We start from the raw sequence: 21,866 nt of genomic DNA on the forward strand, positions 1-21,866 counted from the left end.
AAAATTTATAAAAGGTAAAAATTATGTTACTAAAATCCATTCCAAAGGTTGATAAGTTTATCACAAACAAAGCTTTTGAAGGATTATCAAAAACTTTAATAACAAAAATCACAAAAGAAGTTTTAGAAAATCTAAGAGTTGAAATATTAAATAAAAAAATAGATAGTTTTGATGAACAAACTCTTATTTTAAATGTTTTAAATAGATACGAAAATCTTACACAATCTTCATTAAAACCAGTTATAAACGCAACTGGAATTATTGTGCATACAAACTTAGGAAGAAGTTTGCTTGATGAGAGCTTATTTAAAAATGCAATAACAATAGCAACATCTTATAACAATCTTGAATATAGTTTAGAAGATGGAAAAAGAGGTGAAAGATATGAGCATATCACAAAATCTCTTCAAGCATTAATAAATTGTGAAGATGCTTTGGTTGTAAACAACAATGCAAGTGCTGTTTTTCTAATCCTTAACACATTTTGCAAAAATAAAGAGGCAGTTCTTAGCCGTGGAGAGCTTGTAGAGATTGGTGGAAGTTTTAGAGTTCCTGAAGTTATGACTCAAAGTGGAGCTATTTTAAAAGAGATTGGAACTACAAATAAAACTCATTTAAGAGATTATGAAAATGCTATAAATGAAAATAGTGCAATGCTTATGAAAGTTCATAAATCAAACTATAGTATTGAAGGGTTTTTTAGTGAAGTTAGCTTTGAAGATATATCAAAACTAGCACAAAAAAATGGCTTAATAGATTATTTTGATATGGGAAGTGGTCATATTTTTGATTTACCTTTTAACCTAAGCAAAGATGAGCCTTCTATTATTGAGCTTATGAAATCAAATCCAAGTTTGCTTAGCTTCTCAGGAGATAAACTTTTAGGTAGTGTTCAAGCTGGAATAATAGTTGGAAAAAAAGAGTTAATATCACAACTTAAAAAAAATCAACTCTTAAGAATGCTAAGAGTTGATAAGATAACTCTTGCACTTTTAGAAGAGAGTCTAAATATCTATTTAAAAAATGAGTTAGATAAAATTCCAACTCTAAAAATGCTAAATACAAAGCTTGAAGTTTTAGAACAAAGAGCAAATATTTTAAAAAATAGTATAGATGATTTTATAAAATGTGAAGTAATCAAAAGCTTTACAATGGTTGGTGGAGGAACAACTCCAAATAAAAAAATCCCTACATTTGCTTTAAGCCTTGAGTATAAAAACCTAAAAGCAAATGAGATAGAAAAAATTTTAAGAAAAAATCTAATCATAAGTAGAATTGAAAATGACAAAGTACTGCTTGATTTTAGAACAATATTAGAAAAAGATATAAGCAAAATTGAAGAGATATTAAAAAAAGAGTTTAAAAATGTCTAATATTATAATAGGAACTGCTGGTCATATTGACCATGGAAAAACTGCACTAATTCGTGCTTTAAATGGTTTTGAAGGTGATAGTACAAATGAAGAGAAACAAAGAGGAATAACAATAGATTTAAGCTTCTCAAATCTTACAAGAGCTGAGAGAAATATTGCATTTATAGATGTTCCAGGTCATGAAAAACTTATAAAAAATATGATTGCTGGAGCTTTTGGATTTGATTATGTAATGCTTGTTGTTAGTGCTAAAGAGTCCCTTATGCCTCAAACTATTGAGCATATTGAGATTTTATCGCTTTTGGGAATAAAAAATCTTATTTTAGTAATTACAAAAAAAGATTTAGTAGATGAACAAACACTAAAAGAGCAAGAAGCGAAAATTGTAGAGTTTTTAGATGAATTTGAATTTAATATCAAATTTATAAAAGCTGTATCTATTTATGATGAGAAATCTATTGAAGATTTAAAAAACGCTCTATTTACAATCTCAAATAGCACAAAAACTCCTGAGAACTTTTTTAGATTTTATATTGATAGAGTTTTTAGTGTAAAGGGTAGTGGAACAGTTGTAACAGGGACAGTTTTAGGTAAAAAAATTGAGCTTGAAGAGAAAGTTTTTATTCCTCATTTACAAAAAGAGACAAAAATAAAAAATATTCAAGTACATAATCAAAACGCAATTGAAGCAGATATCTCTTCAAGGGCTGCACTAAATCTATCTTCAATTGATATAAACTCACTTCAAAGAGGAGATATTATTACAAAAAAAGGGTTTTTAAGAGGTTTTGATACTATTGATATCTCTTTTAAGTGCTTAAAAAACAAAAAACTAAATCACAATCAAACATATACTTTGTTTATTGGATCTAAAAAAATTGATGCAAAAGTTCTACTTTTTGACTCTTTAACATCACTTGAAGATGGTTTTGCAACACTAAAAATGGATGAAAAACTATTTACCGTTTTTGGAGAAAAAGTTATTTTAAGAAGTGCAAATGATACTATTTGTGGTGGAGTTATTTTAAATCCAATATATGATCCAATGAATAAAAATCAAAAAAGAGAACTTTTGAAAAATCTTTACAAAAGAGATTTTAAAAATAGTTTTAAAATACTTTTAGAGGCTCACAAAAGAGGTTTAGGAGTTGTATCTTCAACTCAAAGATTTGCTCTAAGTCATGATGAGTCTTTAGAGTTTGCAAACTCTTTAGAAGATGTTTTTGTAGATAAAAAAGAGTTAGTTATATATCCAATTAAAACAAAAGATGAGATAGTTGAATTTATAAAAAATATCTATACAAAAAACTCTCATGCCCTACTTTCAAGCTCATCTATAAATTTAAGAGTTCCTTGGGCTAGTATTGAGTTTATAAATAGTGCTTTAGCTGATTTGGTACAAAATGGCTTTTTAGTAAAAGAGGGACAACTTTATAAAAACGCAAATATAAAAGAGGATATTACAAAAGAGCTTGAAGATATATTTTTAAATAGATTAAAGAGTGAAGATATAACTCCAACAGCACCTTATAATATCTATGATGATTTAGATATTGATAGAAAACTTGGAGATGATATCTTAAAATCACTTACAGCAAAAAAAGATGTAATAAGGCTTCAACACAATCTTTTTATTCATAGCCAAAGTTTAAATAAGATTATAAAATCTATGAGAGATATTATAAAAGAGGATGGTTTTATAGAGATTTTTAACTTTAAACAAAGATTTGATTTAAGTAGAAAATATCTTGTTTGTTATTTGGACTATTTAGATAATTTTAGTGATATTAAAAAAGTTGAAAATAGAAGAGTTTTTGCATAGGTATAAAATAAACTATTAACAATATTACTATATAATGTAAGCTTTAAATTTTAAAGGCAGATTATGAGTGATACGATAAAAATATTTAATGCAAAAGAGAATAATTTAAAAAATATAAACCTAGAGATACCAAAAAATAAGCTAATAGTATTTACAGGATTAAGTGGAAGTGGAAAATCAACTTTAGCTTTTGATACACTTTATGCTGAGGGTCAAAGAAGATATATAGAGTCTTTATCCTCTTATGCTAGACAATTTTTAGATAGAGTTGGAAAACCTGATGTTGAAAGAATTGAGGGTTTAACTCCTGCAATTGCAATTGATCAAAAAACTACTTCAAAAAACCCAAGATCTACTGTTGGAACTATCACAGAGGTTTATGACTATCTTAGACTTTTATATGCAAGAGTTGGAACTCAACACTGCCATTTATGTGGGAAACCAATATCTCAAATGAGTGCAAGTGATATTATAGAACAAGTTCTATCTTTGCCAAATGATGCAAAGCTCATAATACTAGCACCTTTAATAAATAGAAAAAAAGGAAGCTTCGCAGATCTGTTTGAATCTCTTAGATCAAAAGGTTATGTAAGAGCAATGGTTGATGGTGTTATGGTTAGACTTGATGAAGATATTGAGTTAGAAAAAACAAAAATGCACACAATCAAAGTTGTAATAGATAGAGTTACAGCAAACCTTGAAAACAAAGAGAGAATCGCACAAGATGTTGAAAAAGGTCTAAAAGAGAGTTTTGGAGAGCTTGAAATTGAGATTATGAATCACGAAGAGTTAGGAGTTGAAAAGAGTATTCACTACTCTGAACATATGGCATGTTTTGATTGTAAAATCTCTTTTGAAGCGCTTGAGCCTTTAAGTTTCTCTTTTAACTCTCCAAAAGGAGCTTGTAGCTCTTGTGATGGTTTGGGAATAAGATATGCTCTTGATATGAAAAAGATTATTGATGAAGATTTGGCAATTGAAGATGGGGCTATTAAAATAATCTATGGATTTAACAAAGGCTTCTATTTTAAAATGCTTATTGCATATTGTGAGAGCCAAAATATAGACACAAAAAAACCTTTCTCATCACTTGATGAGCATCATAAAAAAGCAATTTTACACGGAAGTGTAGATGAGTTTGAGTTTTTTTGGAAAAGACACAAACTAAAAAGAAAGTGGGATGGAATTGTAAAATTAGCCTACGATATGATAAAAGATGAAAAAGAGATCTCTGAGTATATGACAGAGAAAAAATGTGACTCTTGTGGTGGAAACAGATTAAAACCATCTAGTCAAGCTGTCTATGTAGCTAAAAAAAGAATACCAGATATTTTAAATATTCCTATTGAAGAGGCACATAGTTTTTTCAAAGATGATACAAATTTTAAATATTTTAGTGATCAGCAAAAGATGATTGCAGCTCCAATTTTAAAAGAGATAAAAGAGAGAATATTTTTCTTACATGATGTTGGACTTGGATATATAACTTTAGGAAGAGATGCAAGAACAATAAGTGGTGGAGAGGCTCAAAGAATTAGGATTGCTTCACAAATTGGAAGTGGATTAACAGGAGTTATGTATGTACTTGATGAGCCATCTATTGGACTTCATGAAAGAGATACAAGCAAACTTATAAAAACTCTAAGAGCTTTACAAGAAAAAGGAAATACTGTAATTGTTGTTGAACATGATAAAGAGACAATTATGGCTAGTGATTTTATTGTTGATATTGGTCCAAATGCTGGAAAATTTGGTGGAGAGGTTGTATTTGCTGGAACATTAAAAGAGCTTTTAAAAGCAAAAACTCAAACGGCACTATATTTAAACAATAAAAAAAGAGTGGAATATCCACACAATCGACCTCAAGAAGAGTTTATAGAGATTAAAAATGTAAATATAAACAATATAAAAAATCTAAATGTAAAAATTCCACTTAGAAATCTAGTAAGTATCACAGGAGTTAGTGGAAGTGGTAAATCTTCACTTATTCTTCAAACCCTACTTCCAGTTGCGCAAGAGCTTTTAAATCGTGCTAGAAAGGTTAAAAAAGTAGATGGAGTAGAAATAGATGGTTTAGAAAAACTAGATAAAGTAATCTATCTTGACCAAAGCCCAATAGGAAGAACTCCAAGATCTAATCCAGCAACATATACAGGACTTATGGATGATGTAAGAGACCTATTTTCTAAAACAAAAGAGTCAATGCTAAGAGGTTATAAAATAGGAAGATTCTCTTTTAATGTAAAAGGTGGAAGATGTGAGAAGTGTCAAGGAGAGGGTGAAATCAAAATCGAAATGCACTTCTTGCCAGATATTATGGTTAAATGTGACACTTGTAATGGTAAAAAGTACAATGCCCAAACTTTAGAGATTTTATATAGAGGAAAAAATATATCTGATGTTTTAAATATGAGCGTTGATGAAGCTTTAGAGTTTTTTGCAAAAGTGCCAAAACTATATGCAAAACTAAAAACTCTAAGCGATGTAGGACTTGGATATATAACTTTGGGACAAAATGCCATAACTTTAAGTGGTGGAGAGGCTCAAAGAATAAAACTAAGCAAAGAGCTAAGCAAAAAAGATACTGGAAATACTTTATATATTTTAGATGAACCTACAACTGGACTTCACTTTGCAGATGTTGATAGACTTACAAGTGTACTTCACCATCTAGTAGAGCTTGGAAACTCTGTGCTTGTGATTGAACATAATCTTGATGTTATTAAAAACTCTGATTTTATTATTGATATTGGTCCTGAGGGTGGAGATAAGGGTGGAAAAATTGTAGATATGGGAACAGTTGAACATATTGCAAACAATCACGAAAAAAGTGGTTCTCACACTGGATACTATTTGCATAAAGAGTTACAACAAAAGTAGTTATAACTCACCTTTAAATGCTTTGTCTAAAATAGAGGCTTTTAGCTCTTTTAGGCTTTGCATTTTCTCTTTTTGGATTTGTTTTATTTTCTCCATTTTATTTGAAATTTCATCTAGGTATGAAACTACTTTTTGTTGGGTTTGAAGTGGTGGAAGAGGAATTTCTAATTCTTTAATAAATTCTAACTTAACACCTTTTACTGTTGCACCTATTCCATTACTTATTATATATTTTTCTATATTTTTAAAGAAATTAAATAAATATCTGATATTTAACTTATTATCTTTAAGAATTAAACCTTTTAAATCTTGATTTATTGCAGTATCATCTTCTAAATAGCAAACTTTTCCTAATCCTACTCTTGTAGCAATGATAATTCCATTTTTAGGAATTATATTAGATGAACTATTTTTTAATCCAATTTCTGTAATTGACAATTCTGTTTTTGTAATCGTTTCAACATTCATGTCTCCAACTGTTGCCCATTTGATTGTTCCATTTTCCCAATATTCTTTATTTGCTTTAGATGGTGTTCCTCCACCAATTATTTTAATAATTTCATTTAATTGTTTTTTTTCATATTTTTCTTCTAATTCTCCAAAAACATCATTTAAAACACTTGTCATAAAAATATCTGCTTCATCAATATTTTTTTGATGTAAAGCTATGGCTTTATCTATTTTTGCAAATAAAATATCCAACTTTGCCACAATCCTTTTTTGTTCTTCAAGTGGTGGAATAGCAAAAAACATTTCTTTAACTAATTTAAAATGTCTACTGTATCCTAATGATTCTATTTTTTTTGACAAGAATTGAAAATATAAAAATTTCAAATCATATTTGTTTTTATCTTTTTCTTTTAATATTTTTGTTCCATCTGCACCAATAACAAAATCAAAATCAACATATTTGATTTGTCGAGTATGGTCTCCAAAAATAATACAATTTGACTCATTCGAATATTTCTTTTCAATAGAATTGGTATATCCAATAATAAATTCTTTTCCTTGGTCAATTATAGGTAATAATCCCTTTTCTAAATATTCTGTTTTTTGTATTTGATATGGTTTGGAAGTTGGTGTATCGAAAACTTTTGAAAATTCAATCCACTCCCACCCATCAGGCAAACTATATAATTCACTCATTATTAAACCTCAATTTGTTATAATCATTTTGAAATTCCCCCGTAAGTCTATATACTTGATATATAGCTGGGGGTTCTGTTTTTCTACTCAATATCTTTCCCAATCAAAATTTCTTCAACCTCATCTAACAAATCATTTATCAAAGTGTTATTTAGTTTTATATTTTCCACAAGTTCTATTGGGCTTTTGTGCTCTATTTTCTCATTTTTATTTGGATTTTTGGCACTTAAATCAAAATCTTTTATATCATTTACATTTACTATCCAAGAGTTTTCCGTAATTTTTCTATCTTTCCAAGACTCTAAAAACTCTGCAAAATGGTCAATATTTATAGGTTTATTTTTTGTAAGTTTATATGGCGGATTTACTTCATAGTAGTAAATATCTGCTGTACTTCCAGCTCTATCAAAAAACACAACATTTGTTTTTACAGCACTATATGGAAGAAATACTCCACTAGGAAGACTTAAAATCGTATGTACATTGAACCTTTCTAGTAAATCTTTTTTTACACTTGCAAATGCGTTGTTTGTTTGAAACAATACACCCTCAGGTATTACAACTCCACATCTACCACCCTGCTTTAAATGATTCATCATATGTTGCAAAAAGAGCAACTCTGTTGCATTTGATTTTATAGGGAAGTTGTTTTGTATCTGCTCTTTCTCTTTTCCACCAAAAGGAGGATTTGCCAAAATGCAATCAAATCTATCTTTCTCTTCAAGTCCTCTGATGTCTTTTGTCAAAGTGTTTGATTTACTTATATTTGGTGATTCAATTCCGTGTAAAATCATATTCATAACACCCATTACATAAGATAGTGGAGTTTTTTCATTTCCAAAAAAAGTATCTTCGTTTAAAAATTTTAGTTGGTCGGTTGATAAATCTCTTTGTTTATTAGCTTGTACATCTGTGTATCTTATGTGATTGTAAGCCTCTATCAAAAATCCACAAGATCCAACTGCTGGGTCATAAATAGTTTGTCCAATTTGTGGATTTACAACATCTGTTATTACTTTAATAAGAGGGCGAGGAGTATAAAACTCCCCACTATTTCCACCATCACTTCCCATATCTTTAAGCAATTTTTCATAAATAAGTGAAAGTTGAAAAAGGTCTGATTGGTTGTGAAAATCCATATTATCAATAATATCAAGAATCTCTCTAAGAGTATGACCATTTGCGACCCTATTGTCTAAAAACTCAAATATAGCACCAATTTTATATTTGATAGATTTTGGGTTTTCTGTGATATTTTTGAAACTTTTGAGATAAGGAAATAACTCTTTATTCACAAAATCAAGTAAATCATCTCCACTTTGTGCATTTAATAGATCTATTTTTCCATCTTTTTTGGGAGCTGCCCAAATATTCCATCTATACTTCTCTTCTAAAATATATGTATAGTTCTCTCCATCTAGCTGTGCATCTTCGTATTTGCTATCTTCTAAATCTGATAAAAATTTTAAAAACAAAATCCAAGAGATCTGCTCTGTGTAGTGCATAGCACCACTTATTCCATCATCTCTTCTTAGGATGTCTGTTATTCTGTTTATTTTGCTTTCCAAATCTCTTTTCCTTTTTCTTATTTATAAGTTTTATGTTTATATGTAAAGTTTTTGCTCTTTTTTTTACATATCATCTACTATATGTAAAAATTTTGTAATTTTTTACTCATAGATTTGTAACTATAGGTAAATTTTGTATCTTTTTACTCATAATTTGTGTCGAAAATATTTAACTATTTCGACATATAAATTTAATATACCGAAATTTTTTAATTTTTTCGACATGTATAATCTAAAAATTTATTTTATAAATCATTCTCTTCTAAATTTATTTTATCATTTAACTTCATAATCCTATAAATCTTAGCATCATTATTTATGTATTGTACTTCTAAATCTACTAAAAATCCATAATGATATGGATTATCTAAAATCTCATTTTTTATATCATCATTTTCAAATATCGTTTTTATTTCCTTGCTTGAAATATCTTCACAAATCGATTTATTACCATAATCTTTATTATCTGTGCGAGTTTGAACAAATCTAATTAATCTATCTTTAAAAATATTTTGTTTTTCTTCATCTTCTTTTTGTTTTAATTCTTTTATATATTTTGAAGAATTTGTTGTAATTAATTTTGAATCTTCTTTATTAAATTCTACTTTATCAACTTTTTGAGTATCATTTATTATAACTGTTCCATAATTATTAAATGTTTGAATAGGTATATTTATACTATTCATTAATTTAGCTTCTTCCAATGTAGGTTGAATATCACTATTTTGATTTAAAAAAAATGATTTTAATTCAGATACTCTTTTTATAAAATCTACTGTTGTATTTACATCTGACATAAATGGAAGTAAAGGTGCAAATGACATTAATACAAAATCAAATTCAAAACTTCCTTTTCTAACTTCACTAATTTTTACTTCAACATCTTTAATTTTAGAAAATTTACCATATTCATCTCCCAAAGATTTTAGAGATAAAATTAATTGATTTAATTCAATAGGTTCATCAGAATCAATTTTATATGTAAGTTTATCTTCAAGTATTAAATCACTCATTTATTTTGTTTTCCTTTATTTTCAGCTCTCTTCCATCCCCCATCACTTAAAATCTTCATTTGAAGAATAGCACTCTTTTACACTTAATTTATAACTATTAAGTCCTGCTTGAGATTTAATTATGGCGAATTCGCCATAATTAAAATTTGGGTTATGAATCTTCTCCCAAATTCCAAGATATTCGATAGTATTTCTATTTCTAAGCCAATCTGAAATAAAAAAATCTCCATCTTTTGCTTTGAGCATATCTGTAAGAGAGATATAATCTTCATTTTCTACTGTTAAAATAGTAATTTCTTTTTCTTGAACTATTATCTTTGCCATCAGTTTTTTCCTCTCATACTTTGACTCATCTATAAATCTCCCTTTTCATTTACCACCCATTCCCCTTTTTTAGGACTTCCAACTCTTTGAAGTCTATTTTCTTTTTTTAGATTTGCAAGTTGTTTTTCTATGGCTCTTGTTGTCAGGTTTAGTTTAGAAGCTAAGATTTTTATAGTTGCTTTTGGGTTTATTTTTAGAAAATCAAGGATTTTTTCATCTGTACCTTGAAAATTTATCTCCGAACTTTTATCCGAATTTATCTCCGAACTAATAGCCTCATATATACACTCCAACATAAATTCAATAAAAAGTGTGCTATTAGCTTCCATATCGCAAGTAGATAAAGTTTTATAGTATTCATCTTGTCGCTGTTTGATTATACTTTCTATAGGAAAAGACAAAAATATAGGATTGTATTTAGACAAAATCAAACTTTGCCAAAATCTTCCGATTCTGCCATTTCCATCTACAAAAGGATGAATAAATTCAAATTCATAATGAAAAACAGAACTTGAAATAAGCGGATTTAACTCACTATTTTTTAACCACTCAAAAAGCTCTTCCATCAGCTTTGGAACTTGTAAAGGTGGTGGAGCAACATGTACAATCTCATCACCTTTTACAGCAACTTTTACATCTCTAAATTGTCCTACATTTTCTAAAAGTAAATTCATCATTAAAGAGTGAGCTTTAAATAAATCATCTATTTTATATGGGTCAAATTTTTCAATATTTTCATAAGTATTGATAGCTGATTTTACCTCTTGAATCTCTTTTTGGTTACCGACTACTTTTTTGCCCTCAAGTATTTCTGTAACTTGTTTTATGTCAAGATTATTTCCTTCAATAGCAAGGGTTCCAACTACTGTTTTGATTTGATTTTTTTTTCTAAGAAGTACATTATTTTTGAAAGCAATATCAACTTTTGATAAAAGCATAGTTATATCTACTACCAGATTTAAAATCTTATCACTTATAGTGTATGGTGGTTTGTAACTCATCTATAAATCTCCCTTTGAAGCTCAAAATACTCATCTCTTATTTTAAACTTGCCAAATGAAGCCATAAGTTCTCTTCTATCAAATCCACTTTGTTCTATTAGTGTTGAGAGTTTATTCTCTTCTAGCTCTTTAAAACCATATTTTCTATACTTTTGTAGTATAAACTCTATAAAATCTTTTGCTTTTTCATTTTGGTATTTCTCTATAAATTTAGAGTTTAAAGCAGCTATTGCTCTTTCATCTCTTGTTTTTATGTTGTGATTAAAAGACAAATGAGCCAAAACATCATAAATATCACTATTTTTTGCTTCAAAAATATCTTTTAAATCTTCAAGTTGAGACTCATCTATATTCATATCTTTTAGTTTTTTTAAGAGCTCTTTTCTATTTTTTGGATTACTCCAAATATCTCTTAGTGTTTGCTCATCATTATAAAATCTTCCCAAAACACCTATTAAAAGCTCAAGATATTCAGAACTTCTCAAAGGCTTTCCATCTACTCCTACATAAGTTGTCTCTATATTTATTACTTTTAGTTTTTTACCTTTTATATCTATTATTACTTGCTCTTTTTTTGCTTTTTCCTCTTTTGTTTTTGCTTCAAATTCATCATCATTTAAAAGCTCTTCTTTTTTATTTTGCTCGGTTTTTTCTTTATCTGTTTTATTCTCTTCATTAAGCTCATCATCTTCAATATCTTCTATCTTTGTTGTTTTTATATCAACACTCAAAGGGTCATCATCCCAAGCTTTATCATAAAATAGATTTGTAGCTCCTACAAAATCTATAATAGTGAAGAAATCTTTTCCCTCATAAGTTCTTGTTCCTCTTCCAATTATCTGTTTAAACTCAGTCATAGAAGAGATTGGTGCAGTTAAAACCACATTTCGTACATTTTTTGCATCAACTCCAGTTGTTAGCATTTTTGAGCTTGTAAGAATTGTAGGAATATCTTTATCATTATTTTGAAAGTCTTCTAAAAATTCTCTTCCAATCTCGCCCTCATCACTTGTAACTCTTACACAATAGTTGCTATCTTTTATAGTTTTATATCTATCTATTGCTACTTTCATATCCATTGCGTGTTTTTGATTTACACAAAAAATTATTGTTTTATCAAAAGGATTTATATTTTCTAAAATTGTTTTGGCTATTAGTTTAGTTCTTTTTGGAATAATCACGCTTTTTTCAAACTCTTGAAGTGTTACTATATTTTTATCCAACTCACCTGTGATTATATCATCAGGATTGAAGTGATACTCATCTATATTTGTTTGAATTCTCTTTACTTTATATGGAGTTAAAAATCCATCATTTATCCCATCTTTTAAAGAGTATTCATAAACTGGCTCTCCAAAGTATTTGTAAGTATCGCCATTGTCATCTCTTTTTGGAGTTGCTGTAAGCCCTAAATGTGTAGCATGTGAAAAATGATTTAAAATATCTCTCCAAGAGCTAGTATCATTTGCACTACCTCTGTGACACTCATCTATGATAACTAAATCAAAAAAGTTAGATGGATACTGTTTGTAGTAAGCTATTACATCATCTTCATTCTCTTCATCACTATTTTCAATAATTCTATTTTTATTTTCAGCAATAGATTGATAAATAGCAAAAAAGACATTTCCATTTGTAGGAACTTTCCCACCTCTTCTTTTTATATCTTTTCCATTTATATCCACCAAATCTTTTTCCATGGGATTAAACTCACTCATAGCTTGTAATTTTAATATATTTCTATCTGCAAGAATCAAGATTTTTGGTCTTCTGTTTGTTTTATCTTTATTCCATTTTGCTTGAAATAGTCTATATACGATTTGAAAAGCTATATATGTTTTTCCTGTTCCAGTTGCTAGGGTTAAAAGAACTCTATTTTTATCATTTGCTATTGCTTCAACTGCTTTTTGAACTGCAATTTGCTGATAAAATCTTGGTTTTTTATTCCCTTCAAAATAAAAATTTTGAGTAATTACTCTCTCTTCTTGCTCTTTTAATTTTCCAAATTTTCTATAAAAAAGCTCTTCTGGAGTTGGATAATCTTCTATAAATCGACCTTTTCCACAAAGAAGTGAGTGTTCATAAATCTTATCTCCATTTGTAGAGTAAACAAAATCAATTTTTAGTTTTTGCGCATAGTTTATGCTTTGTTGAAGTCCATCAAGTGGGTCTTTGTTTTGAGCTTTTGCTTCAATAATTGCTAGATTAGTATTTTTGTAAGTTAGAAGATAATCTACAAAATATCTCTTTCCTCTTTTTCCACCTATTAGTTTCCTACCATCTGTGAAATAGTATTCTCTAACTATATTTGAAGATTTCCAATTTGAAGTTTCAAGTTTTGGATCTATTAAATTTGCACGAGTATCAGATTCACTATAAGCCATATTTTCCCTATGTTTAAAAAATGGTAGATTATATCTAATAATAAGTTAAATCATTTTTGCTAGATTGAAACTACTTTTTAGTTTCAATCTTCGATTAAATGCTCATATCTTTTATCTGTAAGTAATTTCATAAATGCAACCAAAGCATCTACTTTTCTATCATTTTGAGCTATTGCTCTAAGCTCTGTAATAGAGATATTATCAGGATGCTCTGGTTCATCCCAAGGAAGATTTGTCTCAGGGTTTATACTGTTTTTCTTATTGTTGTATTTATCATAAAACAGAACTACCGTTCTTAAATCTTTAAATACTCCATTGTGCATATATGGAGCTGTAACAGCCACATTTCTTAGAGTTGGAATCTTATATTTACCTATTTGATTCTTATCTTTTACATTTGGATTTGCTAAAAGCCCCAAATCTTTCTCTTTTACACCATTTTTTGCTCTTAACTCTTTGTTTTTGGGTACTCCAATATTGTGAAACTCATAGTTTGAGAAAGTCTCACCCTCTTCTCCTTCACCTTTTAAGATATGACAAGTTGCACAAGAGTTATTTTGATTTGAAAAAAATATAGACATTCCCAAATCTTCCAAAGCACTTAACTCATACTCTCCTCTTAAATATCTATCATATTTTGAATCAAATAAAGAGAACTCATCTGTTCTTTCAAAAGATGCAATTGCTTCACTCATAGCTTCATAGGCTTTTTTATCATCTTTAAAAATATCTTTACCAAATAGATTTTCAAAACTATTTACATAAAAACTGTTCTCTTTTAATCTATCAACCACCTCTTTTTCATCTCTCATTCCCATCTCTATTGGGTTTAAAGGTGGACCTCCTGCTTGCTCTTCTAAAGTAGAAGCTCTTCCATCCCAAAATTGTCCACCTACATAAAATCCTTTTTTCTCATTAAAGTGAAACTTTGGTGAAAACTTTGCATAAGATGCTGTTGGAGCTTGTCTATCTCCAAGTGATTTTAAATCATCTCCTAGTGATGCCATTTTAGAAACTTTGTTGTCTCTATTGTCTATAAAACCAGCTTCTGGATTGTGACATGTTGCACAACTTTGAGTTCTGTTTTTCGATAAATTAACATCAAAAAACAAAGCTCTTCCTAAATCCTCTTTTGTAATATCATTTGCTAATAGATTTGCTAGTAGAAATGTTGTTACTAAAACTAATTTTTTCATAAAATTTTCCCTTTTTAATTAGATTTATAAATGGTCTAAAATATAGATTTTTTATAGAATTATAATCTTGCATCTGTTCTTTTCTAAGCCCAAATTTCAAAACTTTTACATCTTTTGATAGTTTTAATGTACCAAAAACTCTATCCCAAATTGCTATATATCCACCATAATTTTTATTAAAATTTTTTCTATCATGATGAATTTGATGCTGTTTTGGAGATAAAAACCACTTTTCAATAAATGCAAAATATGCAAAAGGTACATGAGAGTGTCTTAAGTTTGAGCCAAAAATTGAAGTTATAAAAACAAGAATATTAACTCCTAAAACCATATAAATATTTATCTTTGCACCAAAAAAATATATAAAAACTCCTGTAACCAACCCAACACTAAACGCATATCTTAAAGCAAATAAGAAGTTTTCAACTGGATGAACCCTATAAAATGTTATTGGAGTTAAAACTTTTGCACTATGATGAACCTTGTGAAACTCCCATAAAAATGGAATTGTATGCAAAAATCTATGCAGCCAATATCTAGTAAAATCACTAAATACAAATATTGCTACTGTATAAAGAACTGTTATTTGAGTAAAAGATAAATTTATAGATTCAAAAAATCCAAAATTTTCATACAAAAATTTATTTGTAAACAAAGCAACACTCTTTGCACTTAAAACCAAAGGAATAATTAAAACTATATTTACAATATTTGCTAAAAAAAAGTATATATAATCAAGCTTTGCACTAGGATGCAACCAAAGCTTACTTGAAAGAATCGCTTTTGAACTCTTTTTTGTAATATAAAAATAGAGTATTGCCAAAATAAAAGAGCTTATTATATATAACCAATACACTCTTTTACTTGGATTTGAAAAGAAATCAAAAGCTAAATACTCCAAAATCAATCCCCATCAGCATCTAAAATTTCAGGTTTAAGACCAAGTTTTTCAATAATTGTTACATAGTATAAATCATGAATCTTTGATAGAGTTTCAAAAAGATAAGAAGCATTTGTAAAATCATCTTTTGGAAGTTTATTTAACTCATCAAGTGCAATTTTTATACTATTTGAAACCTCATTTAGCTCCATTTCGCTTCCACTATTTTTTGCATATGTGTATAAGTTTTTAAAATCTTTACTATTTACAATATCACTTTGAGCCTCAAGTATTGATTTAATAGCCTCAAAAGAGTTTTGAGTCAAAAAGTATTCAGCTCTTTCATTTTTTATATCGTCTTTAAATTTAGCAGATAATCCAGCAGGATTTCCAACCCTTTGCTCTTTTAGCCTATATGAAGTTGCAACTAAAACATTTACAACTATAGCAATCTCCTCTTTCTGTTTAAACTTTGGGTTTTTTAAATAGTTTGTATAAACATCTTTTATATCTTGTAAATTTGCAATTATTGAGTTTAAAATCTCTTTTACAATCTCTTTTGATCTAGCATCTAAACTCTCTTTGGCTATTACAAACTCTAAAGCATTGATTGTTTTAAATGAGTTTTTAAATAGTGCTGTTTTAACATCATTTGTTCCATTTACAACTCTTCTCATTTGAGAGTTTAAATCCTCTTTTAAATTATTAAAAACATCAATGAATCTTGGCGTATCAATATAATCATAATTTATCTCTCCAGCTAAATATAAAGCCTCAACTCTTTTCCAATCTTTTAAAAAGATTTTAAAATTCTCTTGCGTGATATTTTGTTGCAAATTTTTAGCACTACTTATCGCATTTTGTGTATCTTTTAACAATACATTTTTTATAACACTTTGAAAAACTGTCTCATTTGCAAACAGATTTGCAAGAAAAAATATCATAATAAAAAATATTTTCTTCAAACTATAACTCCTCTATAAATTTAATCAATTTCACTCTATACTCTTTTGAAAGATTCATATAAGCCTCTTTACTAGCTTTTGCCTCTCCACCATGCCACAAAATTGCCTCTTGAACACTTCTAGCTCTTCCATCATGTAAAAAGTTTGGATTTTTATTTATTAGTTTGTTTATAGCTATTCCCCAAAGAGGTGCTGTTCTCCACTCACTTTTTTCTGCCATAAACTCAACTCTTCCATCTGCTAAATCTTCACCCATATCGTGAAGTAAAAAATCTGAAAATGGTCTTATTTCAAAACCCAATTTTGTATTAAAACTACTAATATGACACTTTGAACACTCAAGTTGTTCAAATATTTCATACCCTTCTTTATATTTTTGACTATTTTTATTTGCACCATAACTTTTTAAACTTTTAATATAAAAAGTAACTGCATCAAGCCTATCATTTGGTAAATCAATAGCATCTTTAGCTTTTGGTGCATCTAAGCACTCTTTTTGAAAATCTCTACATTTTTCATATGGTATTAATGTTGTTGTAACTCCAATATCATTTGAAAAAGCATTTGCAACTTGCTCTTTTAGTTTTGAAACGCTAGCCTTATGAGTATATCTTCCAAGCTCATATTTTTGTGAAATTAAAGAATAAACAAAATTTGCTTTTCCGCTTATTCCATCACCATTTTTATCATCTATATCTTGATTTTTTAAAATCTCTTCATCTGGTATTAAATCAATTAGTCCCATGCCATTCAAAGATTGTGCAACTCTATATGAAACTACACTATCTTTATGAAGCTCTCCATAATTTAAATTTTTCAAACTATATTTTGGTCTTCTTAAATTTACAATCTCACCATCAGATAATTTTATATCAAAGTATTCAAAATCAACTTCTATATTTCCTTCAAAAGGAACATTAAAAACTCCATTAATTGCTAATTGTTCACCATAAGTTGGCTCTTGAATAAATCCTTTTTTCTTTAAAATAGAAGCATATTTTAAATCATTTGAATCTATTGACAATCTAGCAATCAATCCTCTTGAAGCAACACCATTGCTATTTAAAATTTCAGCTCTTCCATTTTTTGGATGACATGAGAGGCAACTATTTGCATTAAAAAGTGGTCCTAATCCATCTCTTGCTGTTGTAGCACTTGGAGCTTCAACCCAAGGAATTGTAAAAAAACTTCTTCCAAGCATAAATATATCTTGCTCTTCATTAGTTAAACCATCAATTTGTTTTTGAAATATCTTACTATCTTTACTATTTGATATATAATTTTTAGATATATCAAATGAAAAAAGCTCTGTACAAATTGATACTGCAAGAGCTTTTAAAAGTAAGATTTTTTTTAAACTTTTCAATTTATATTTTTGTCTCTTCAGGATCTGTTACATCATCTGTCGAAAGATTTATATTGTTCGCTCTTGCAACAGTTACCATCTCATCACCTAATTTTCTTAACTCATTTTTTAATGATACTAAAACTCTTGACATTTTATGATCTGGTCTTATTTGATAGTCAAAGTGAGCTTCAGTTTTTGCAACTCTATCTACTTGCTCAATTTTTGCTTCAATGCTCTTCATAAGTTTTAATATTCTATCTTTATCACTTTTTTCTAAAGCATCAAATAAAGACTCTCCATATTTTTTACCATTGTATGTTGATGTTAAAATATTTTTAAAACCTTCATAGTTTTTTACTAAATCTCTATGTGTATTATCAGAGAAACAAGAGTGTTCATCCTCTTCACTTGGAGTTAAAACTGCAACTGCTAATCTCTCATTTGCAAGTTCAGATTTTATAAATACTCCCATACCAGAAATAATCTGTTTTAAAGAGTCGTTTTTATCTAAGTTTTTATCACTATTTTTAAGTTTTCCTAAAAATGCAGCCCTATAAACTCCAGCATCACCGTTTATATCTCTATTCCAAGCACTTTTAACAACTTCTAAATCCTCAACTAACTTTTGAGTTACAGCTTTTAGATATTGAAGTCTTCTATCTTTGTTTTTATCAGTTGTAAAATCACTTAAAGGTCTTTGTCCAGCACTCATGGCACCTTTTGTTATATTATCCTCTAAGAAGTTATTATAATCTTGATCTTGTCCCCAAAGTAAAAACTCAATTGCATGATAACCAGTTGAAACATTTGCCTCTCCACCATTCTCATTTAACTCAGTTAAAGCTTCAACTGTAATTTTTGTAACATCAACTTCACTTGACTCTTCACCACCTGGGTTAAACTTTCCAATCGTATCAATAATATTTCCAGATGTTCTATTTCCATCTGCATCAATTGTATAATCTATCATATTCTCATCAAGCGGCCAAGCGTTAATTTGTCCCTCTAAAGAACCATAAGTATCTGCAATCCATCCATCACTAGCATCAATTGGTCCATTTGATAACCTAAAAATCTCTGTGCTTCCATAAGATTCTCTTGATTGCAACCAAGCTTTTTTTGCATTATCTAAATTTTTTTGTGTAGGTTTTGCAACAAATTTATCTATTGAATCTTGTAAAAGTTTTGCATCCTTTAAAGCTTGTATATAATTATCTAAAGCTATATTTGCATATGCCTCTAAAATTGAAACTTGTTTTGAAACCTCTGATTTAGTACCATCTTTGTGAGTTGATGCAGCAGCACCTAAAGCTAAAGATGCTGCTATTGATATTGAAAACAAAACTTTTTTTGTGTAGTTCATGCCTAATCCTCATTTAATTTTTTTAGCATTAAAACAAAAAAAAGCTTTATCATTTCTTAAAATGATAATAATTTTCATATTTCTTAAAAGAGTGATTTTATTGTATTTTTTAAATCTTTTGAGTTTTCAATTCCATTTTTATTTAAAAGTTCTTCTATTTTTCTCTCTATTTTATCACTCTCTTTACTTTTTTTGATACTTTCAATTAAAAGATTTTTTATATCTATTTTTATATTTGGATTATTTATATCATCTTCCAAAAATATTACAAATTTATTACCATTTAAATTAATATCAAATTTTGAATCTATCTTTTTATTTTTAAAATCTAAAATAGAGCTCTTTGACTCTATTATACTTTTAGAGCTTTTTAAATAGATATTACTAATTACCTTATCAATTAATATTTCACCTTTTACAGTTCCTATTTCATAAAGCTCTTTTGTAATATCAATATTTGCAAATTTTTCAATATTTTTTGAGAAATTATTTTTTACTAAATGTCCATTATCCAAAGTTGAAGCAAAATTTCCATTTCCATTTAAAATATTATATTTTAAATCTAAATTAATATTTGAATCAAAAAATTCATTTTGATTTAACATATACAAAAGTTTTTTACTATTTGCATTTTCTAAATTTATTGATATATCATTATTTATTAAATTTAATTTAAAAATACCATCTAAGATTTTAGAATCTCCATCTACTTTTAAATCTTTTAAATCTTTTAAATCTTTATATATATTACCATTTAAAGAGATATTTTCACCTCTTAAAGGAATAATTGTAAAATCTTTAAGTTTTGATAAATCTGGAATTAAAATATTATAATCACTTTTTAAAATAGACTCTTTTATATTAAAATTTAAGTTTTTAATATTTATATTAGCAAGGTTTGATAAAAGATCAATAGTGCTATTTAAATCATTTTTAACAAGATTGCTTTGGCTATTTAAGCTATATAAAATATCTTGTTTTATAGGAGTTTTAAACTCTTTTTCAATAATATCATTGTTTAATTTACCATTTTTTATATCTACTTTAATAACTCCATCAAAAAAATCACTACTGTTTGATTTTAATTTAGAAGTTAAATTTAATACACCAGTTGTATAAATTGGCTGATTAACAATAGCTAGCAACTCATCAATTTTTGCATTTTTTGTATCAAAATATATATCATTTATTTTAAAATCTTTCAAAACAAGTTCATAGTTTGTCTCACTTTTAGCAACATTTGAAATACCTTTTATCGTTGTTATGTCACTGTTATGAACAACATCTCCAACAATTTTTAAATCACCTTTTAGTTTCATTTTTGCTAAATCATTAAATATTGATAAATCTTCTATATCTATAAAATATTCTGCTATTAACTCTTTATTAAAAATAGAGTACATAGCATTTAATTCTATTTTAGAGTAATCATTTAATGTAGCTTTTAAAATTAGTAAATCATAATCTATAACAAGATTGTCTATTTTTAAAGTAAAATCTTTTTGCTTTTTATTAAAGCTTTTTTCAATGTAATTTGCAACAAGATAATTACCACTTTTTGTAAAAAGTATAATATATAAAGTTGATGTAATAAATAGAATAATTATAAATAATGTAATTATAAACTTTTTCATATATCTCCCTATTATAAATAAAAAAATATTTTATCCAATTTATCTTATATTTAGATTTATTTTTGTAAAATAACAACCGTCAAAGTGATAAGTAGGGATACGCAAGCCGAACAGACTTTGAGATATTTAATTTATTAAGGATATAGAATGAAAAAAATCGTTCTTTTAATGCTAGCATTCGCTGGTATGGCATTCGCTGCTGATGCATCTGTTGCAAATGAAACACTAAAAGCATACTCTGTAGTTGCTGCTGGTATTGGTTTAGGTTTAGCTGCTCTTGGTGGAGCTGTTGGTATGGGTAATACTGCTGCTGCTACAATTGCTGGAACTGCTAGAAACCCAGGTTTAGGTGGAAAATTAATGACAACTATGTTCATTGCTTTAGCTATGATTGAAGCTCAAGTAATTTACGCACTTGTTATTGCTATGATTGCATTATATGCAAACCCATTCCTATAAGAAGCAATTTTAGAGTTTTTATAAAACTTAAAAAGGTTCAAAGAGCTTTCTCTTTGAACCTTTTTTTATGTCCAAAATAAAATTACCATTCCACCTTCCTTCTAAAAAAACATATCACTTAGAAGAGTTATTAATATTTTTATCTTTCATAGCGTTATTGTTGTTGGATTTAGGATAAGAAGGTTTGTTTATTTTATCCTTTTTTTTGTCAGAATCAATTTGAGCTTTAATATTGTTAATTAAAGTTGAACCGAAACCTTTAACATTTTTAAGATCATCAGGATTAGAGATAGTATTGTTTTTTCTATACTCAATAATAGCATCAGCTTTTTTATCACCAACACCTTTAAGATTCATTAACTCAAGTTTAGAAGCAGTTTGAAGATCAATTGCACCTAAAAAAAGAGTAAAGAATAAAGCTAAAATAGCAACAAGTTTTTTCATATTAACCCCCTTTTAATAAAATGTAAAAAAGTATAGCATAAAAAATAGTTAAAATAGATAGATATA

17 protein-coding genes are annotated in these 21,866 nt (G+C 27.9%); 4 read left to right on the forward strand and 13 right to left on the reverse strand.

All coding sequences use genetic code 11. From position 1 onward, the window contains the following. Positions 1-20 precede the first annotated feature (20 nt). From selA to uvrA, 3 genes are all read left to right on the forward strand, one after another. A complete protein-coding gene (gene selA, locus CRU94_RS05505; RefSeq protein WP_129105802.1) occupies positions 21-1,373 on the forward strand; it encodes an L-seryl-tRNA(Sec) selenium transferase in 1,353 nt (450 codons plus the stop codon). Beyond that, entirely contained in the window at positions 1,366-3,195 is a 1,830-nt protein-coding gene (gene selB / locus CRU94_RS05510) for a selenocysteine-specific translation elongation factor (protein ID WP_129105803.1), read from the forward strand. Before selA ends, selB begins: the two co-directional genes overlap by 8 nt. A gap of 63 nt (positions 3,196-3,258) precedes the next feature. Beyond that, positions 3,259-6,075 (forward strand): excinuclease ABC subunit UvrA, encoded by a 2,817-nt coding sequence (uvrA, locus tag CRU94_RS05515; RefSeq protein ID WP_129105804.1) that lies wholly within the window; start codon positions 3,259-3,261, stop codon positions 6,073-6,075. On the opposite strand, the gene CRU94_RS05520 is transcribed toward uvrA, so the two are convergent. The 12 genes from CRU94_RS05520 to CRU94_RS05575 all read right to left on the reverse strand — a co-directional run bounded on the left by CRU94_RS05520 (position 6,076) and on the right by CRU94_RS05575 (position 20,897). After that, entirely contained in the window at positions 6,076-7,221 is a 1,146-nt protein-coding gene (locus CRU94_RS05520) for a restriction endonuclease subunit S (protein WP_129105805.1), read from the reverse strand. 83 nt (positions 7,222-7,304) lie between these two features. Further along, positions 7,305-8,789 carry a type I restriction-modification system subunit M gene (locus CRU94_RS05525; RefSeq protein ID WP_129105806.1) on the reverse strand — a complete coding sequence of 495 codons (1,485 nt, stop codon included), beginning with the start codon at positions 8,787-8,789 and terminating at the stop codon, positions 7,305-7,307. A gap of 245 nt (positions 8,790-9,034) precedes the next feature. Further along, positions 9,035-9,802, reverse strand: a complete 768-nt coding sequence (locus CRU94_RS05530; protein ID WP_129105807.1) for a hypothetical protein — start codon at positions 9,800-9,802, stop codon at positions 9,035-9,037. Positions 9,803-9,844: 42 nt separating this feature from the next. Beyond that, positions 9,845-10,126 (reverse strand): KilA-N domain-containing protein, encoded by a 282-nt coding sequence (locus CRU94_RS05535; RefSeq protein WP_258237403.1) that lies wholly within the window; start codon positions 10,124-10,126, stop codon positions 9,845-9,847. A gap of 29 nt (positions 10,127-10,155) precedes the next feature. Beyond that, a complete protein-coding gene (locus CRU94_RS05540; protein WP_129105808.1) occupies positions 10,156-11,127 on the reverse strand; it encodes a Fic family protein in 972 nt (323 codons plus the stop codon). Beyond that, positions 11,124-13,511, reverse strand: a complete 2,388-nt coding sequence (gene hsdR, locus CRU94_RS05545) for an EcoAI/FtnUII family type I restriction enzme subunit R (RefSeq protein ID WP_129105809.1) — start codon at positions 13,509-13,511, stop codon at positions 11,124-11,126. The genes CRU94_RS05540 and hsdR overlap by 4 nt, the downstream gene beginning before the upstream one ends. A gap of 83 nt (positions 13,512-13,594) precedes the next feature. Further along, positions 13,595-14,707 (reverse strand): cytochrome-c peroxidase, encoded by a 1,113-nt coding sequence (locus tag CRU94_RS05550; protein WP_129105810.1) that lies wholly within the window; start codon positions 14,705-14,707, stop codon positions 13,595-13,597. Beyond that, positions 14,652-15,608, reverse strand: coding sequence for a sterol desaturase family protein (locus CRU94_RS05555; RefSeq protein WP_258237404.1), 957 nt, complete (start codon positions 15,606-15,608; stop codon positions 14,652-14,654). Before CRU94_RS05555 ends, CRU94_RS05550 begins: the two co-directional genes overlap by 56 nt. 2 nt (positions 15,609-15,610) lie before the next feature. Continuing rightward, the gene (locus CRU94_RS05560; RefSeq protein WP_129105811.1) at positions 15,611-16,552 is read right to left on the reverse strand and encodes an imelysin family protein; all 942 of its coding nucleotides are present in this window, start codon (positions 16,550-16,552) and stop codon (positions 15,611-15,613) included. A gap of 1 nt (position 16,553) precedes the next feature. Further along, positions 16,554-17,918, reverse strand: a complete 1,365-nt coding sequence (locus tag CRU94_RS05565) for a di-heme oxidoreductase family protein (RefSeq protein WP_129105812.1) — start codon at positions 17,916-17,918, stop codon at positions 16,554-16,556. Between the two features lies 1 nt (position 17,919). Continuing rightward, entirely contained in the window at positions 17,920-19,263 is a 1,344-nt protein-coding gene (locus tag CRU94_RS05570) for an imelysin family protein (RefSeq protein WP_129105813.1), read from the reverse strand. Between the two features lie 83 nt (positions 19,264-19,346). Continuing rightward, positions 19,347-20,897, reverse strand: a complete 1,551-nt coding sequence (locus tag CRU94_RS05575; RefSeq protein ID WP_129105814.1) for a hypothetical protein — start codon at positions 20,895-20,897, stop codon at positions 19,347-19,349. Positions 20,898-21,044: 147 nt separating this feature from the next. Here CRU94_RS05575 and CRU94_RS05580 point away from each other — a divergent pair, with 147 nt between their 5' ends. Then, positions 21,045-21,356: a F0F1 ATP synthase subunit C gene (locus CRU94_RS05580; protein WP_066161204.1), complete on the forward strand. Its 312-nt coding sequence runs from the start codon at positions 21,045-21,047 to the stop codon at positions 21,354-21,356. A gap of 114 nt (positions 21,357-21,470) precedes the next feature. On the opposite strand, the gene CRU94_RS05585 is transcribed toward CRU94_RS05580, so the two are convergent. Further along, complete coding sequence (locus tag CRU94_RS05585) at positions 21,471-21,800, reverse strand: ComEA family DNA-binding protein (protein ID WP_129105815.1); 330 nt, start codon at positions 21,798-21,800, stop codon at positions 21,471-21,473. Positions 21,801-21,866 lie beyond the last annotated feature (66 nt).

It is taken from the genome of Arcobacter sp. AHV-9/2010 (assembly GCF_004116575.1).
Lineage (GTDB): Bacteria > Campylobacterota > Campylobacteria > Campylobacterales > Arcobacteraceae > Aliarcobacter > Aliarcobacter skirrowii.

What these genes read in the sequence shown, in the direction of transcription:
- CRU94_RS05570 (WP_129105813.1), bottom strand. Translation starts at nt 19,263, where the DNA reads ATGAACTACACAAAAAAAGTTTTGTTTTCAATATCAATAGCAGCATCT.
- CRU94_RS05530 (WP_129105807.1), bottom strand. Translation starts at nt 9,802, where the DNA reads ATGAGTGATTTAATACTTGAAGATAAACTTACATATAAAATTGATTCT.
- CRU94_RS05520 (WP_129105805.1), bottom strand. Translation starts at nt 7,221, where the DNA reads ATGAGTGAATTATATAGTTTGCCTGATGGGTGGGAGTGGATTGAATTT.
- selB (WP_129105803.1), top strand. Translation starts at nt 1,366, where the DNA reads ATGTCTAATATTATAATAGGAACTGCTGGTCATATTGACCATGGAAAA.
- CRU94_RS05580 (WP_066161204.1), top strand. Translation starts at nt 21,045, where the DNA reads ATGAAAAAAATCGTTCTTTTAATGCTAGCATTCGCTGGTATGGCATTC.
- CRU94_RS05540 (WP_129105808.1), bottom strand. Translation starts at nt 11,127, where the DNA reads ATGAGTTACAAACCACCATACACTATAAGTGATAAGATTTTAAATCTG.
- CRU94_RS05585 (WP_129105815.1), bottom strand. Translation starts at nt 21,800, where the DNA reads ATGAAAAAACTTGTTGCTATTTTAGCTTTATTCTTTACTCTTTTTTTA.
- CRU94_RS05575 (WP_129105814.1), bottom strand. Translation starts at nt 20,897, where the DNA reads ATGAAAAAGTTTATAATTACATTATTTATAATTATTCTATTTATTACA.
- uvrA (WP_129105804.1), top strand. Translation starts at nt 3,259, where the DNA reads ATGAGTGATACGATAAAAATATTTAATGCAAAAGAGAATAATTTAAAA.
- CRU94_RS05535 (WP_258237403.1), bottom strand. Translation starts at nt 10,126, where the DNA reads ATGGCAAAGATAATAGTTCAAGAAAAAGAAATTACTATTTTAACAGTA.
- CRU94_RS05550 (WP_129105810.1), bottom strand. Translation starts at nt 14,707, where the DNA reads ATGAAAAAATTAGTTTTAGTAACAACATTTCTACTAGCAAATCTATTA.
- hsdR (WP_129105809.1), bottom strand. Translation starts at nt 13,511, where the DNA reads ATGGCTTATAGTGAATCTGATACTCGTGCAAATTTAATAGATCCAAAA.